Genomic DNA, 15,942 nt, shown 5'->3' with positions numbered 1-15,942 from the left:
TTTTAACCTCATTTGGATGCATTAAAGATAAAGTCCAGCAACTCAGGTGAAACCATTTCGGACATGGCGAAAGGCGTGGCCAGAGGAATCGCGACAACGGTCCAGGTATTTGCCGCGTTTTCCGTTAACGGGCTGCGCCCGCGGGAAGTATTCCCTTCACTGTCATAAAAACCAGGCACTTGACCGCCGATATAATCATGCGTACCGGCATAAGACTCGACGATGGTGTCACCAATATCCCCCCAGAATGTGCCCGGCTTGTATTCGCCGAAGGGGACCAATAATCCTCCGGTTCCCTGGAATCCACCCGTAGGCCCAAAGAGGCTTGCCGCTTCAGGGCTTTTTTTCAGGAAAGCATCGATGGTCGGATATTCGGCATTGCCTTTATAAATGACCCTGCCATTTTCATCACGCAGAAGCACTTTGCCCGCGTCATCAGCCGTCGAGCAGCGTTCATTGGCTGTACCACAGATCACGTCCAGACCAACCCTGACACCGCCGGCTTTAATGCCATCATAGAGACCATTGCTCTCGCCTGAAACATTGCTGTAGGACTTTTCGGTGTCTGCTATACCCTCGAAGATCAGGGAGTTTTTGATGGTCTCTTCACGCATTTTTGTGGCGGCCAGTGCCAGCGTGCCCTGAGTGATGGCGGTATCCGGCGATCCGGCGACGATCCCCACCAGGGTTTGCAGGAAGCGTCGCTGATATTGCAGTTTATAGACTGCCGTCAGCGCCTCTTGTTGCTTCGCTTTATCGCCCGAATCTATAGCCTGTTTCAACGCAGCTTGTGCCGTCGCCTGCTGCGCGTCCAGCAGTTGCCCAATCTGATTATTCGCATTTTCTTTGAAATCACGCGTCACGCGCACCTGCAAATTCAGCTCTTTAAACACGTCGTCTTTATCGAAGTTATTCTCAAGGCGACCGGAGTTCGCCGCCGCCGTTTCGGTGGTGATGTCCGTTTTAATGCCGTCGATCGGCTGTGTTTGCCCGTCAGGGCGGGTGATTGTGACATTCTCGGTGTTGATCCCGCTACGGGTGACGGAGCTGTCGCTGCCGCTGTCATGCCCAATCCCAAAGCTCGTGCTCTTGTTGAGGGAGGCATAGCCCTGTGCCGGGACATAAGAACCATCGTCGGTGCGCACGGTTTTGCTGCTTTGCGGCGTGGCGTTATCGCCCAGCCCAAAATCGGTATTCATGCTGGTGGCGCCCCCGACGGCAAACCCGTTGCCTTCGTACTCCGAGCTGTTATGAATATCGCTCCAGCTCAGCGTGCCGGTGCTGAACTGGTTATTTCCCGCCAGCTCCGCGCTCTCGCTGGAGGTGATCAGGCCACCCTTAAGGTCCGTGTGATCCTTCACGTTGATCTGATAGCCATCGGTCCCCGCGAACACGCCGGATTGCTCCTGCACCGAGGCGTAGTCGGCATTGACCTTCGACTGCCCGTAATTGCCTGATGCCGCAAAGCCGAAGCCCACTGTGACCTGTCCCCCGGCATTCATCTGCTTACCGTCGTATTTCATGGTGTCCTGCAGGCTTTCGATATTCAGGTTGTCGGCGGTGATATCCACCCCTTTGCCCAGCAGCTGGCCGCCACGCAGGGTGGTAGTGCCGCCGCTGATAATCTGGGTCTGACCGTCCATATCACCGACATGGCTGTTGCGCCAGGAGACCTCATCGCCGTTGCCGTGGCCTTTGCCGACGTTCGCGCCAGCGGTGACGCCAAACGAGGCTCCGCCCTGGCCGTAGCTCACTGCCACACCGGCATTCCAGCCGCTGGACTGGTTATCGTCCCGCTCGTGACGCTCCTGTTTTGCCGCCACAATATTAACGTCGTTGTCGGCAAAGAGGGTGGTGCCCTGTTTGCCGCTGACATCGGAGCCAACGATATTGATATTCGACTGTTCGCCGCCGGTTGCCACCACCACCGCCTGTTTACCGGCGTTAACGGTGCTTGCCAGCGCGCTGGTGCTGTTGACCTCTTCCGTATTGGTCTGCTTGCTTTGGCCATAAGTGAGCGACACGCTCACGTTCTGCGCCACGGCCTGCGCGCCGTTCGCCATCAGCCCCTGCGCGGTGTTCATCATTGCGCTGGCAGCACGGGCGCTGTCCCATGCTGCGTTGGCGGCAGCCAGCATGTTGATGCGGTCATCATTGCTTTTGCCCACGTCCTGCGCGGTTTCCAGCGCGCCGCGAACCGCCATCACCACCGGCACGTTAACGGCCAGGGTAAAGCCTTTTTGCTCGACGGTCCGTTTGTACTGTGACGCATAGGTGTCCTGCGCCGCCTCGATGGTGACGTTTTTCCCCTGAATGGCGACGTTGCCGTTAGGGGAGGAGACCGAGCTGCCGGTCTGACGGTAGTCGTTGCCTGCCAGCATCACCGTATCGCCCTGCAGACTGCCCACCATCGCCCCCTGGCCCGCCAGCGCCTGGCTTGCCTGATCGGTGGTCTCTTTATGGGAGCCGACGGTAAAGCCAATCCCACCGGAGCTTAACAGCCCCGATTTTTTCTCCTGCCTGAGATGCGTCTGGTCATTGCGTCCGCCCATGCTGGTGAGGATCAGATCGTTACCGGCTTTAAGCGCAACGTTTCCGCTGCCGACGACGCTACTTCCCGCGACCGTCAGGTCATTTCCGGCGATGACTTGCACGGTATTGGCGCTCAGTTCGCTACCCTGAACGGTCTGTTTGTCCACCGTGTCGCGGGTCGTGGTGGTGGTTTTCGACATCCAGCCGTTGCCGCCCACCACTTTATGCCGCTCGTCGAGCTGGCTTTCGTTGAGCACGCCTTCGATGTTGATATCGCGTGCTGCACCGAGCGCCAGCGCCCCGTCGGATTTAACCGAGGCTCCGCGCGCGTTGATGTCATTTCCTGCCGCCAGCGTCACGCCGCCGGTACCGCTGATGCTGCTACCGGTCTGATCGACGCTGCGCTGGTTGAGGGTGTTGTCTGCATCCCAGATCAGGCTATCGCTGCGGGCGGTGGTGACCGTGTTCAAATTCAGATCCCGCCCGGCAACCAGCTGTGCTTTGCCGTTCTCGCCGCTGGCGATCACCTGCGCGCCTGTCAGGGTAATATCGCGCCCGGACTGCAGCGCCAGTTTGCCGTCATCGTCCTGAACGTAGATGCCGGATACGCTGTCGATGGTGGTGCGGGTAAAGCGGTTTTCGCCGTTAACACTTTCCGCGCTGTTCACGGTGCTGGTAACGTTGATATCCCGGCCTGCCGTGGCCTGCAGGCTGCTGCCGCCCACGATGGCCCCGCCAATGTTATTGATATCCGTACGGGCGTTGAGGTTAACGTCTGCCGCCTGCAGGGTGCCGGTCTGGTTGGTGATGTTATTCGCATCGAGCTGAAGCACTTTGCGTCCGGCAATGGTACCGCTGTTAAAGAGATCGCCATTGAGCTTCATCGACACGTTGTTCCCGGCAATCAGCGCGCCAGAGCCGTCAATATCGCCCTGTTTCACTTTGGCGTAGACCTGCGGCACCAGCACGTTTTGCATCGAGCCGTCCGGCATTTTCACCCGGGTATTCACCAGCCAGACGATATCGCCCGTGAGGAGCGCCATCTGTTCTGGCGTCAGCGCTACGCCGAGCTTCAGCGAATACTGTTTCCCGAAGGTGATCCCTTTATCCATCAGGGATTTAAACTGCTCTTCGTCGTTGCTAAACCCGTCCAGATAGCGCTGGCCGGTGATGCCAATCACCTGTTCGCGCACCAGACGCTGCTCGTAATACCCATCGCCCAGGCGCTTCAGGGTGTTATCGCTGTCACCGGTTAAGGCGTTTTGCATATAGTCGCTGCCGAGCCACTGCTTTTCGTTAGTGAAGCGCGGATCTGTTTCCACCAGATAAGGCACGTCCGATGACGGATTGACCTTAAACAGGCTGTTATCCGGCAGGGTAGTGTTTGGACCGATAATGCGAATGGCACCGTCGGCAGGCGTCACTTCAAACTGCTGACCCGCCGGTGGCGTGACCGGCTCGCCGGGGGATACGGTCTGCTGCGGCGACGCGCTGACGCCTCCTGCCTGGCCGATCGCCGTATCCGTGCCCTGCAATACCAGCGGCGTGATGCTCAGGTTGCTGCCCTCGACGCTACCGTTACTCACCAGTTGGCCGGGCTTTAAGGCAATGCTCTGGATCGCGGTCGGCGGGGTGTAGAGAGTGCTGCGGCGCCCCTGTTCGTCGTCACCTTTGTGGCGGATGCGGTAGTAATGCGTCACGTAACCCGCGTCGGTGGTGTGCCGTTCGCCCGCGACATCGTCGTTGAGCACCGTGCCCATGGCGTCGGTCGAGAGTGTTCCGCCTGCAATAACCTGGCTCTTATCGTTAAACAGCCGATCGCCCGTCAGCGTCATATTGCCGCCCGAGAGAATTTTCGCCGGATCGCTCTGTTTGATGCGGGTCTCTTCGATAGTGCGGGTGTAGTTATACTCGTTGAAATCGTCGTGCCCGTGGCCGCTCAGCTCCGGCGTATTGAGGTTGCGCAGGCCGTCTGAGGAGTTGCCATCTATCCAGACACCCTCATCACCCGCTTTCCAGCGGTTGGTGGAGCCTGAGTGCTGGTACTCGGTTAATGGCTCCTGGGAAACCAGCACGATCTCGGTCGCGAAATCGTCATTGATGTTGTTGATCTGCCCGGCGGCGAGCGACATATCCCCGGCGGACTCGATGGTGGCGCTGTGGTTATTGATTGCCGCCGCGCGTCCAATCGCGGCGCCGCTCTCGTCCAGCGCGCCGCCGACCCACAGGGTGCCTGCGCTATAGATCAGGGCGTGCGCCTGGTTGTTGAGGGTCTGAACGCCGAGGTCCACGCGCTCGCGTCCGGCAAGCGTTGCCGCCGTACCGTTTTCCGCCAGATTGTTAAAGGTGATGGCGTTAACGCCCACCGCATCGCCATAGAGACGCCCGGTGCCGATATTATTCAGCGTTTCGGCATTAATGCGGGTGTGGATGCCATCGATCAGGCCGTAGTTCACCAGCGTGCCGGTGGTGGTCAGGGTATTGGTACCGGCGTTGATTTCACCGCTGGCGCTATTGGTGAGACTGGCGCTCTGCACGTTGAGCGCGCTGCCCGCCAGCAGTTTCCCGCTGTTGGTCACAGCGCCCGGAGTCGTGAAGGTGAGATTGCCGTTAGCGATGACCGCGCCGCTGTTGTTCAGGCCGTTTTCGCTGCTCAGATCCATATTCCCGAGCGAGAGCAACTGGCCGCTGCCGTCGATAGTTTGCGCATGCAGATTCAGCGTTTGACCCGCTTTCGCCGTTCCCCCCTGGTTGATGAGGTTCAGCCCGCTCCCGGCGATATCCAGCAAGCCGGATGACGCCAGCGCGCCGGAACTGTTGTCCAGCGTACCGGTATTGCGAATGGTCAGGGTCGTGTCGGCCAGCAGGCTGCCGTTCTGGTTGGCGATCGCGTCGGTGTTCAGCGTCACCTGTTGGCCTTCAAGGCCCTGGTTTTCAGCCAGCGTGTTCTGATTGACGAAGGTGATCGCATTTAGCGTCACGCTCTGCCCGCCGCGAATCAAACCGGAGACGTTATCCACCACGCCGCGCGCGCTGTCGATCAGCAGATCGCCCACCGACTGGATCTGCCCGCCGCTGTTTTGCAGGTTATCCGAGTGCAGCGCAGTGGTGGATTCGCCAATCACGCGCCCGCCGCTGCGGTTGTCCATCTGAAGGGTGGCGATGTCTGCCGCACCCTTCGCCGCCAGCGTGCCCGCCTGGTTATCGAGCGTACCGGCGGAGAGATCCAGCGACCCCAGGCTGTTGAGCGTCCCGCTGTTATTACTCAGGCTGGCCGTGGTGATCTGAACGCCATCGCCCTGCAGCAATCCGGCCTGATTGAGTAACTGGCTGGCAGGGGCGAGCGTCAGGCTTTCACCTGCCGCCAGCTGCCCGCCAGCGTTGTTGAGCGTTTCGCCGCTGAAGGCGAGGCTTTTCCCGGCGAAAGTCTCGCCGTGGCTGTTATCCAGCACTCCGCCGGTGAGCGTCATCGCATCGACGGCTTTTATCGCACCGCCCTGATTTATAAGCGTGTTAAAGCGGGCGGTGACACTCTGGTTAGAACCGATCTGACCAGAGCGGTTATCCATGTCGCTGCCGTCCAGCGTTAAGGCGCCCTGACTGGCGAGAAAACCGTTCTGATTATCCAGCGCGCCGCTGGTGACGTTGAGCGCGCCGTGGGAGAGCAGGGCGCCGGACTGGTTGTTCAGGCGGCCGTTGTTCAGCGCGATTGTCGCGCCATCGGCCACAATCACCCCCTGCTGGTTATCGACACCGGCGGCGTCGATGTGCTGGCTTTTTGCCGCTTCGATGCGCCCTCCGGCGTTGCGAAGCGTCTGCGCGCTGTGGATCTCACCGTCGCCTGCGGCGGCGGAGATAAGCCCCCTCTCGTTGTTCAGGGAGCCGGTATCGATGCGGGTTTTCCCCGCCACAGCAACCACCTGGCCGCCCGTGTTGTTCAGCGATTGCGCGTGCAGAGACACACCCTGCGTCGCGGCGATCTGCCCCTGCTGGTTATCGATCTCGCCCTTGAGATCCATCGCCAGCGCGTTTTTCCCGCTCTGAATCACTTTTCCCTGTTGGTTGGAGAGGTCATGCGCACTAAGATTAACCGTCTCGGCGCTGAGGGAACCGCCGCTGTTGTTAAGGCGTTTTCCGGCCCGGGCGTGAGTTCATTGGCACTGACCTGTGCGCTGGCGGTGGTGAGATCGCCTGCGCCGCCGTCGAGCAACACCCGTTTGCCCTGGGTCTGGCTGCCGCTGATATCCACACCCTGGCCTGTGACGCTGATATCGCCGCCTGCCAGCGTCTGGCCGTGGGCGTTCAGTTGACCGTTGCTGCTCAGGGTTAAATTCCCTGCGCTTGCCAGTTTGCCGTCGTTTTTCACCCCGGCGGCCAGCACGCTGTTTTTCTCACTGGTGAGCGTAGCGGCTTTCACCTGAGCGTGATTTCCCGCCGTGAGCGCGCCCCGGTTAGCGAATTCGCTGGCGGTCTGCACCGTTACGTTTTCACTGCCCCGAATGACGCCGCTGTTTTCGATGCGCCCGTCGGCGGTGAGGGTCACGCTACCGGCCTGGGCACCCATCGCCCCGGCGTTACGCACGCCGACCCCTTTTTCCGTCCCGACCATGCGGATTTTACCGGCATACATTCCGCCGAGACTGGCGACATCCACCGCCAGCTGCGGTCGCGTGGCGATGTCATCGGCGCCTTTTTCAATGCGTTCATGCGCGGCATCGACGTTGTTGCGCCCGGTGGTAACTTTCAGATCCTTGGCCCACAGCCCGGCATTCACTTTGACCGAGCGGGCGATGATATCGGTGTAATCCGCGCCGGAGGTGTCCATACCGGCACCGTCCACCACCACTTCACCGCGTTCCACGTTGTACCCGGTGAGATTGCCGTTGGTCATCTGCGCCTGGCCGGTGGTGAGCGTCGCGCGGTTGGCGTTGATAAACCCGCACCCGCTACAGGTAATACCCGACGGGTTGGCGATCACCACCTGCGCTTTTTTCCCCGCGACTTCAATCATGCCGTTCAGTTTGCTCGGGTCGCGGGAGCTGACTTCGTTCAGAATCACTTTCGCTTCGCCCTTGGCGAGCCACGGGTTGCCCGACACCATGCCGCCCAGCTGCGTCTGGGTATTTTTATGCGAGTTATTGAGGATTGCGCCTTTCTGGCTGACGTCAAACTGGGTGTAGTTATTGCGCGACACCCCGGCTTTGGAAGGGGTCTGGATATTCACCTGCGGCGTACCGTTGGCGCTGCTGATCACCGTCGGCTGCTGGTTTTTTGGCGCCCCCGCGTTGGCCACAATATTGGCCTGCGCCGTCTGTATCGCACCCATTGCCAGCCAGAGACTCAGACTCATGGCACTGATTTTACCGATAAGCTGGCTGTGGGTATGGCCGATCCCGGCGGCACGCGTGGTCCCGGCGCGACCCGAACGGGCAATATCTGCCACCACCATCAGCATGCCGCGCGCTTTGTTGAAGACGATACGATACAGATTCTTATTCATGGGTCGTTCCTTTAAACGCTTGCGGCAGCGGGGCGGCGAGCGGGTGGTTCAGTTGCCAGCGTTGTGCGGCTTCTCGGGTGACGTGTTTGCCGTGGAACATCACGACGCGCTTGCCGCGCTCGGCACCACGGTGATACAGCGCCCGCCAGCAGTGTTCGGCAAAGAGGTCGTGGCGAATCAAGGTTTGCATGGCGCGGGTGTGACCGAAGGGGGCAATCCAGTCGCAAAACCAGATGCGGTCGCCGCTATCCCAGTCCTCTTCTTTCATCTCTATGGACGGACGCGTGAGGAAGCGGGCTTCCGCCTCTTCGTTCAGCCACGCCCAGCTGAGAAAGAACACCGGGCGTTCGTTCTCCACCACCAGCACGTACTGCTGGCGTTTGATGATGGGCAGCAGGAGCGTCGGAAGGGCATGCAGCGGCGCATCCCGGTGCATGGGCGAGTGCATCCACAGCCAGACGGTGGCCCCCAACACTTCGGCTTCGTTTTGTTCGCCCCCGAGGAGCAGCGGGGCTTTGATATCCAGATTGCCTATGCGCATTACCAGCTCCAGTTGAGGTTGAACCCCAGGGTGAGGGAACTGGTGTGGAACCCGTCAGGTTTTGAGAATGGCGTGCCTGCAAACAGGTCATAGCCGGTGTTGAAGGCGCTTCCGCGCAGCCCCACAACGCCACCGGCCAGATGCTTGCCGATCAGCGGGTCTGAGCTGTAGCCGCCGACTTCACCGTAGTCGGCACCCAGGTAAAGCTCCTGATTGGGCAGCGGCGTGCTCCAGCCCAGATCGTTACGCACATACCAGCCGTGGCTGGCGTTCAGGGTGCGCTCACCGTCAAAGCCTCGCACCGTCCAGCGGTTGCCGATGGCGAACTGATCCTGCGGCGTCAGCGGAGTGTTGCTTATCTGGCGCAGGTACTGAACGTTGTAACGGAACTGCTGCGAGCCAATTTCAAACGGTAAATCGAGCTGGGCGTTGAGCTGGAGGATTTTGCTGAGCGCCGTGGCCTCGCCAAACGCCTCCTCGGGTGCCGGCTGAGCGCCGAACCAGCGGGTGCCGCGCTGATAGCTCACCCCCGCATCCACGCTGGCCTGGCCGATATAGTGGCGGTGCTGTAACCCCAGACGCCAGCCCGCCGTCTGCCTGCGCTGGACGCCCACTTCCGTGTCATCCACATAGTTACGCGTTTCTCGCGCCAGCACATCTGCCGTCAGGGTCGTTTTCTGTGAACCGCTGCGGTGCAGCACGCGGCTGAGCTGTACGTCCAGGTTTTTGCTTTTACCGCTGTAGCGGTAATCCTGATTCTGGCCTGCAACGGTCTGGTGATAATCGTAATCACTGCCGGTCACGCCCAGCGTCCAGTAGCCAAACGGCACAGAATAGTGGCCGGTGTAGTTCTTACTGCCTTTGCCGCCGTGATCGTTGAGGTCGTGGCTGGCGGAGACGTACAGCAGATCGCTAAGTGAGAAAGGATTGTCCAGCGACAGCGTCACGCCGCCCTGATAGCGCCCGGTGGTCTCGGTGCCCGCGTCATCCAATGACAAACCCAGCCGCCACATTTTTGACTGCTTGCGGGTGATCACCACGTCGCTTTCGCCGGGCTGTTCGCCGGGAACAATTTCCATGCTGGCTTCTACGGTCGGCAAGCGCTGAAGGTTCTCCAGCCCCTGTTCGATATCGCGTAGATCCAGCAGGTTACCCTCGTGCGCCGGGAAGCTGCTGTAGAGCTGAATATAATCGTCGCTGTCCTCTGTGAGCCGGACGTGGCGGATATAGCCCGGCACAATTGCTAGCTTCAGCGTGCCGCTCTTAAGATCCTGCGTGGGCGCCAGCACGCGGGTGGTGATCCAGCCGTGGTCGACGAGGCTGTTTTGCATCGTGCTCATAAGCAGGTTGATGCCTTTTCCGCCCAGACAACGGCCCTGCGCCTGGTCGGCAATTCGCTGCAGCGGTAGCCAGCGGGGAAGCGCGTCCTGCCCGGTGAGGGTCACATTGCGAATGGGAAAGCAGGGCGTTTCGACAGGAAAGGCGATTTTGCCAAAGCTGGATGACGGCTCGGAGAGACGCACATCGGGCACGGGCGGGGTAAGTTGCTGTTCCAGCGCTTTCTGGCGTTGCTGCTGAATAATAAATTGATTATCCGGCTCGGCGGCGTGAGCAGGAAGCAGGAAAGACAACCCTGCGGCGGTTGATATTATTATGGCGAATTGGGATCGGGCTATCATCGGACATTCCGTGCTGTGTAAGCAAAATGGATGCAATGTGAATTTGTGTAAGATTGTTTAAATATTGAAGAGTGAATAAAAGGGGGATTAATCCTAAAGGACGGGATATACCGGTGTGCGTTATCCCTAATTCTGGTAGGTGAGTCTGCGCGCGGGAATAAAAAGGATTGAGAAGAACGATATCGCTATATACCCCTGGTCACGTTAAGTGAAATAAATCCCTTTATTCTGAATGCCTGCGACACACATCGCGGGCAGGGGAAAGAGATAAATGCACGCTGCCCTCCCGAAACGGCGGATCTGACTTACTATTAAGGCAGATTTCTGTGCGTTCTTCCGGCATAGAAGACGAGGGGCACAGAGGATTAGGCTTAATACTCAATGGCCTATAAAAGGCAGGCGAAACGGTTGAGGTGATAAATGTCGAGTCTGAAAGACGAACATGAGGCATTACCTGGCGTGAAGGAAAATCGTTTTGCCCTCACCCTGGAGGCGCGATTTCGCCAGGTGGGCTTTGCGGTTTTATTACTTATTTTACTGCTGGCGCTGGGCGGTTTCTTTTCTACGGGATATTTCAGTTCGGCAGAAAAAACAAATAATAACCAGACATTACACCTTTATTACGAGCGTTTTGGGCGGCTGCAAACAGAATTTAAACTCAGGGCTACCGTCCCCCCATCAAATACCGGACACTATATTTTTCGTTTCGACGGCGATGTCAGGGATAATTTCCAGCCCGGCACCCTCTCACCCCAGCCCGATCGGATGTACAGCCAGGGAAAAGCCCTCGTCCTGGTTTACAACACAACCAAAAGTCAGCGTGATTTCTCTGTGACCCTGTACCTCACACCCACGACGCCCGGAAAAGCGGTGAACCGGATAACCGTTAACGATGAGCCGGAAATCGCTTTCTGGCAGTTTATTTATCCCTAGGAGCGCAATATGGAGATGGTCTTTCGGGCACTGGCGATCTACCTGATTTTGCTGGTGGTGTTTAAAGTGGCGGGGCGTCGGGCGTTATTGCAGATGACCAGCTTTGATCTGATCTTATTGCTGATTATCAGCGAAGCCACGCAGCAGGCGCTGCTGGGAAATGATTTTTCGGTGACCGGGGCGATGATTACCATCGTGACGCTGGTGGTGGTGGATATTCTCTTTGGCCTGATGAAGAAAACCTTTGCCGGGGCGGAGGACGTGCTCGATGGCTCCCCGGTGATCCTGGTGGAAAATGGGATGCCCCTGACGGACAAGCTGCGGAAAGTGGATGTCTCCTGCGATGATATTCTGGTCGCAGCGCGGCAGAACCAGGGCATCACCGAGTTCAGCAAAATCAAATACGCCATTCTGGAGCGCAACGGTCACATTTCAATCATTCCGCAAGAGCGTGATTAATCCGGGCAAAAAAGCAGTAAATGTGATGATCACTGCCCCGCAGATGTGTTACTAACACCATGTAGTCACTAAAAAAACAGAAAAACAGGGTATCGACAGTATGTCTAAAAACAAACTCGCCAGCAGCGTGCAGAGCCTGCAATCCTCCGCCATCCGTGAATTATTAAAACACAGCAAAATGCCGGGCGTGATCTCCCTCGGCGGCGGCATTCCCAATCCCGATCTTTTCGATCATGAAGGGTTACAGAATGCGGCAGATGCCGTGTTGTCCCGCCATTTTGGCGAAGCATTCCAGTACGGTCTGAGTGAAGGCTATCCGGGACTGCGCGACGCGATCGGGCAGATCTGCGCCGACCGTGGAATCGCCTGTCAGGCCGATGACGTGGTGGTCACCTCCGGCTCCCAGCAGTCGCTGGATATTCTGGCCCGCGCGCTGATCAATCCCGGCGATACCGTGGTTGTGGAGCGTCCGACCTATCTCGCCGCGCTGCAGGTCTTTAGTCTGGCGCAGGCTCAACTTGAATCTGTCGGCACCGATGGGGAAGGGATGAAAGTTGATGAACTGGAAGCCCTGGTCAGCCGCAAAACCATCAAAGCCGTCTATATCGTGCCGACGTTTGGTAACCCAGGCGGCGTGACGCTCTCCGAAAACCGCCGCAAACAGCTGGTCGAGCTATCAAAACGCTATGATTTCGTGATTATCGAAGACGACCCCTACAGCGAAATCAACTACACCTCTGACGTGTTCCGCCCGCTGATGGCCCATGCCAAAGCGATAGGCAACGAAGATAACGTCGTCTATACCTCGACGTTCTCCAAAATCCTCGCACCCGGCACGCGCGTCGGCTGGCTGGTGGTGCCTGAGTGGCTGAAACGGGCGGTGGTGAATCTCAAGCAAACCACTGATTTGCATACCAGCACCTTGTCGCAGCTGATGACTTACGAGTATCTGCAAACCGGGCGTCTGGCCGGGCAGATTGCGCTGATTCGCGATGCCTATCGCCAGAAATATCAGACCTTTGCGAATGAGCTGGAAAAAGAGCTGGGTGATGTGCTGACTTTCCATAAACCGAAGGGCGGGATGTTCCTGTGGGCGAAATTCAACAACGGTCTTAATACCACCGAATGGCTGGCAAAGACGCTGGCGAACGGTGTGGTGTTCGTGCCCGGTGAGTTCTTCTATTGCAGCGAACCCGACCGCGCGACGCTGCGCATGTCGTTTGTCACGGCCACGGATGAGCAGCTGAAAGAGGCGGTTCGCCGCCTGAAAATTTCGCTCTGAACAGCCTTACGCATGATGGCGTAGCCGCTGTCATGCGTAATAATTACCCGGTGCGAAATATCACTGACGGTAAAACCCATGACTGAATTCCTCACCGGTGTGGTTACCCATACGCCCGTCTGGGTGTGGGTGCTGTTTGTCTTTCTCATCACTCGCGGCATCAAAGCACGCAAACCCGCCATCGTGACGCTGGAAAAGCTCGCGATTATCCCCGCCATTTTTCTTTTCTGGGATATCTACGATCTGGTGGTGTTCCGCAAACTCACCGTCGCCAGCAGCGCCCTGTGGATCGCCGGTTTGCTGGCAGGCGCAGCGCTGGGCTATTTGCTCATCAAACAGACGGCGGTAACACGCGCGGAACTCCCGCGCAGTCTGTACCGGCAGGCCGACAACTCGGCGCTGCCGCTGATGATGCTGGCGTTTGGCGTGAAATATGTGCTGGGGGTGATGACTGCCGTTTCCCCCGCCACGCTGCAGCAGCCTGGAATGAGCGCATTTGCGATTATCTCCGGCGGCGTTTTTGCGGGCGTGTTTGTCGGAAAATTTACCCGCTATGTGCGCGTGTATCGCTTCGCTTCACAGCAGCAAGTGAGTTAACTACGACGTCGCGCTGGCAAGGGATTTGTCGGCGTGGTCGCCCTTTATCACTCGGGTCACTTCATCTATTCGCCAGATTTTCCCCTCGCGCAGGCGGGCAAACAGGTACACCTCAATTTCTGACGTTTGTCCGTCCGTTTTGCTTACGGTGACGATATGGCGGTCTGCCAGCAGATGCGGCGTGCAGCATGCCTGCTCGACCCTGAAGGTGATCCCGTTAGTTTGCGTGCGGACATGATCTAAGTGCCGCACAAATTCAGCGAAATTGAGCACGTTACCGTCCGTATGCTGCTGGTAGTCATTCGAGAAAATCGCTGCCGGAGCCAGCGTTCCCGCGAAAAGATCGGTTAACAGCCGTTGGGTGAGGGCGCGGCAGGACGGTTCGTCAGAGGCAGCCTGCAGGTCAGTGATGAGGGACATTGTTGTGCTCCTTTAAAAGGGGTGAGAGCACATTATCCTTGACAGAATCTGGCGTAGTTTCTGTAATCAGGCAATCAATAACGATTTTCGGCCAAACTATGTTGATGACCGCTGAACCTCTTCGCCATCCATCGGGCTATCGAACCGACTGGCATGCTCACGCCACCGGCCAGCTCTGCCGTATTACCTCGGGCCTGCTGATTATCGAGACCGAAAAGGGGCGCTGGGTGGTGCCGCGAGAGCATATCGGCTGGATCCCGGCTGGGTTGCGTCATGCCGCGCTGTCGGAAAGCGCCATTGAGGGCCAGTCTCTGTATCTGGATTCAGCCTGTTGTTCAGCCCTGCCCGAGCAACCGGCAGTCTTTGAACCGGAAAAGCTGTGCGAGGCGCTGTTCCTGCGGCTGTGCCAGGCGGGCGAGGGCGCAGATCAGCAGATGATCTCCATGCTCACCCGCGAACTGGCTCAGTCCCGGCAGGATCGCTTTCGGCTGCCGATGCCCGCTCACCCGCGTTTACTGAAAATCGCGCGCACGCTGCTGAACGCCGTGGACGATGTGCTCCCGGTGGAAGAGTATGCACGCCAGTCCGGGATGAGCGTGCGCACGTTTCACCGTCAGTTCAGCGCCGCGACGGGCATGAATTTTGTGAACTGGCGGCAGCTGGCCCGTGTGATCAGGGCGATGGAGTGGCTGGAGGAGGGAAAACCCGTCGGATGGATTGCGCTGTCGTGCGGCTACAACAGCGTCAGCGCATTCATTGAGGTCTTTCGCACCTACACCGGCAGAACGCCGGGACAGTGGGGGGTTACAACAAACCCTTCTGCGCAAACGTAAAACGGGTGGCTTCGTTGAGATCCAGCGTTTTTAAGGCCTCCGGCTGCACCCACGCGATCTGCTGAAACTCTTCGTTAAAGGTCACATCGCGGTTGGCGCTGACGCAGTCGAAGATAAGGTAAATCATATAGATCTCTTCGGTGCTGCCGTCGGCATAGGTTTTTATCCGGATATCATCGCGAAACGCCCAGGGTTTGACGGAGGTGATCTCAAGCGCATCGCCCAGCTCTTCGCGAATTTCGCGCCGCAGCGCCTGCTCCATGGTTTCACCCGGTTCTATACCGCCGCCCGACAGCGCCCACTGGCCGGGAAACACACCGCGATCCGCCGCCATTTTGCACAGCAGATAAGCCCCGTCATTCTGAATAATCGGACAAACAATTGTTCTCTGGCGCATGTTCACTCCCTGAATTTTTGTGTTGGCGCTACTGTAGCAGAGTTCAGGCGATGTCCTGCTGGTGAGATTTTCGTTTTGCCAGAACCTCCGCAACTGTTTTGATTCGGCTCAGCTCTTCCTGAGTGCGCATATTGTTCTGCACCTCCCAGATATCCACATTTTGCTGCAAGTTGAGCCAGAACTCGATGGAGGTATCAAACACTCTGGCGAGGCGTAGCGCCATGTCGGCGGTCAGCTTGCGGTTGTTATTGACCAGCGCACTGATGGTATTACGGTGCACGTTAAGCATGTCGGCCAAATCTGCGATTTTAAGATCTAGCGGTTCAAGGTATTCGTACTGCAACACATCGCCCGGCGTGGTGGGTTTGCGGGTTGCCTGCGGGAGAGTCATGGAGTGTTACCTCACTATTTATAAGGCTTATATTTATGCGGGGCGAGGTAGATATCTTCGGCTTTCCCCGCCAACTGCTGATCGCGAAAGTTTTTAATGTTCTTCAACATAATGCATGTTAGCTCCGATCCCTGTGAAGCTATGGTGATATTATTGCACAGCCGCACTGTGCACAAGTGCGATTATGCTGTTTTCTAATTTATCGGAATTAGACCCGTGTTGCCTTATGCCTGCGAGGCCAGAGAAACATACGCCTGGTAGAGAGGTGCTGGAAAGGGGGAGGAAGAGGAAGAAATGTCATACTGCGAAGCGGATTCAGAAAATACGGGATGGCAGGCTGCACCGGTGCAAGAGTCGAAAAAACAGATCGGGTGGTGC

General features: G+C 57.9%; 12 protein-coding genes. 5 read left to right on the top strand and 7 right to left on the bottom strand.

Going from position 1 to position 15,942, the window contains the following annotated elements:
* Window positions 1–8: 8 nt before the first annotated feature.
* The 4 genes from ETG88_RS06735 to ETG88_RS06725 are packed head-to-tail and all read right to left on the bottom strand — an operon-like array spanning window position 9 to window position 10,252.
* Entirely contained in the window at window positions 9–6,581 is a 6,573-nt protein-coding gene (locus ETG88_RS06735; protein WP_206732577.1) for a hemagglutinin repeat-containing protein, read from the bottom strand.
* The gene (locus ETG88_RS22570) at window positions 6,578–8,032 is read right to left on the bottom strand and encodes a two-partner secretion domain-containing protein (protein ID WP_206732576.1); all 1,455 of its coding nucleotides are present in this window, start codon (window positions 8,030–8,032) and stop codon (window positions 6,578–6,580) included. Before ETG88_RS22570 ends, ETG88_RS06735 begins: the two co-directional genes overlap by 4 nt.
* A complete protein-coding gene (locus ETG88_RS06730; protein WP_100779216.1) occupies window positions 8,025–8,573 on the bottom strand; it encodes a toxin-activating lysine-acyltransferase in 549 nt (182 codons plus the stop codon). The genes ETG88_RS22570 and ETG88_RS06730 overlap by 8 nt, the downstream gene beginning before the upstream one ends.
* Entirely contained in the window at window positions 8,573–10,252 is a 1,680-nt protein-coding gene (locus ETG88_RS06725; protein WP_129035016.1) for a ShlB/FhaC/HecB family hemolysin secretion/activation protein, read from the bottom strand. The genes ETG88_RS06730 and ETG88_RS06725 overlap by 1 nt, the downstream gene beginning before the upstream one ends.
* Window positions 10,253–10,672: 420 nt before the next feature.
* Between ETG88_RS06725 and ETG88_RS06720 the strand changes: the two genes are divergently transcribed.
* From ETG88_RS06720 to ETG88_RS06705, 4 genes are all read left to right on the top strand, one after another.
* On the top strand, window positions 10,673–11,185 hold the full coding sequence (locus tag ETG88_RS06720) for a hypothetical protein (RefSeq protein ID WP_233446084.1): 513 nt from the start codon (window positions 10,673–10,675) through the stop codon (window positions 11,183–11,185).
* Between the two features lie 9 nt (window positions 11,186–11,194).
* Window positions 11,195–11,644 (top strand): DUF421 domain-containing protein, encoded by a 450-nt coding sequence (locus ETG88_RS06715; RefSeq protein ID WP_102105394.1) that lies wholly within the window; start codon window positions 11,195–11,197, stop codon window positions 11,642–11,644.
* 100 nt (window positions 11,645–11,744) lie between these two features.
* Window positions 11,745–12,926 (top strand): aminotransferase-like domain-containing protein, encoded by a 1,182-nt coding sequence (locus tag ETG88_RS06710; protein ID WP_129035015.1) that lies wholly within the window; start codon window positions 11,745–11,747, stop codon window positions 12,924–12,926.
* Window positions 12,927–13,004: 78 nt separating this feature from the next.
* Window positions 13,005–13,523, top strand: a complete 519-nt coding sequence (locus ETG88_RS06705; protein WP_129035014.1) for a DUF6622 family protein — start codon at window positions 13,005–13,007, stop codon at window positions 13,521–13,523.
* Here the strand turns inward: ETG88_RS06705 and ETG88_RS06700 are convergent, their stop codons facing one another.
* Window positions 13,524–13,943, bottom strand: a complete 420-nt coding sequence (locus ETG88_RS06700; RefSeq protein WP_129035013.1) for a nuclear transport factor 2 family protein — start codon at window positions 13,941–13,943, stop codon at window positions 13,524–13,526. It abuts the gene before it with no gap.
* Between the two features lie 98 nt (window positions 13,944–14,041).
* On the opposite strand from ETG88_RS06700, the gene ETG88_RS06695 reads away from it, so the two are divergent.
* A complete protein-coding gene (locus ETG88_RS06695; RefSeq protein ID WP_233446085.1) occupies window positions 14,042–14,776 on the top strand; it encodes an AraC family transcriptional regulator in 735 nt (244 codons plus the stop codon).
* On the opposite strand, the gene nudI is transcribed toward ETG88_RS06695, so the two are convergent.
* Together nudI and ETG88_RS06685 are read right to left on the bottom strand one after the other, a co-directional pair.
* The gene (gene nudI / locus ETG88_RS06690; protein ID WP_129035012.1) at window positions 14,748–15,173 is read right to left on the bottom strand and encodes a nucleoside triphosphatase NudI; all 426 of its coding nucleotides are present in this window, start codon (window positions 15,171–15,173) and stop codon (window positions 14,748–14,750) included. The two genes, ETG88_RS06695 and nudI, sit on opposite strands and share 29 nt — an antisense overlap.
* Before the next feature lie 43 nt (window positions 15,174–15,216).
* Window positions 15,217–15,564, bottom strand: coding sequence for a HigA family addiction module antitoxin (locus ETG88_RS06685; protein WP_129035011.1), 348 nt, complete (start codon window positions 15,562–15,564; stop codon window positions 15,217–15,219).
* Window positions 15,565–15,942: the final 378 nt, after the last annotated feature.

Origin of the sequence: Lelliottia nimipressuralis (genome assembly GCF_004115925.1) — a bacterium.
Lineage (GTDB): Bacteria > Pseudomonadota > Gammaproteobacteria > Enterobacterales > Enterobacteriaceae > Enterobacter > Enterobacter nimipressuralis.
The sequence above is the reverse complement of the archived record's forward strand: the minus strand, read 5'-3'. Positions and strand labels throughout refer to the sequence as shown.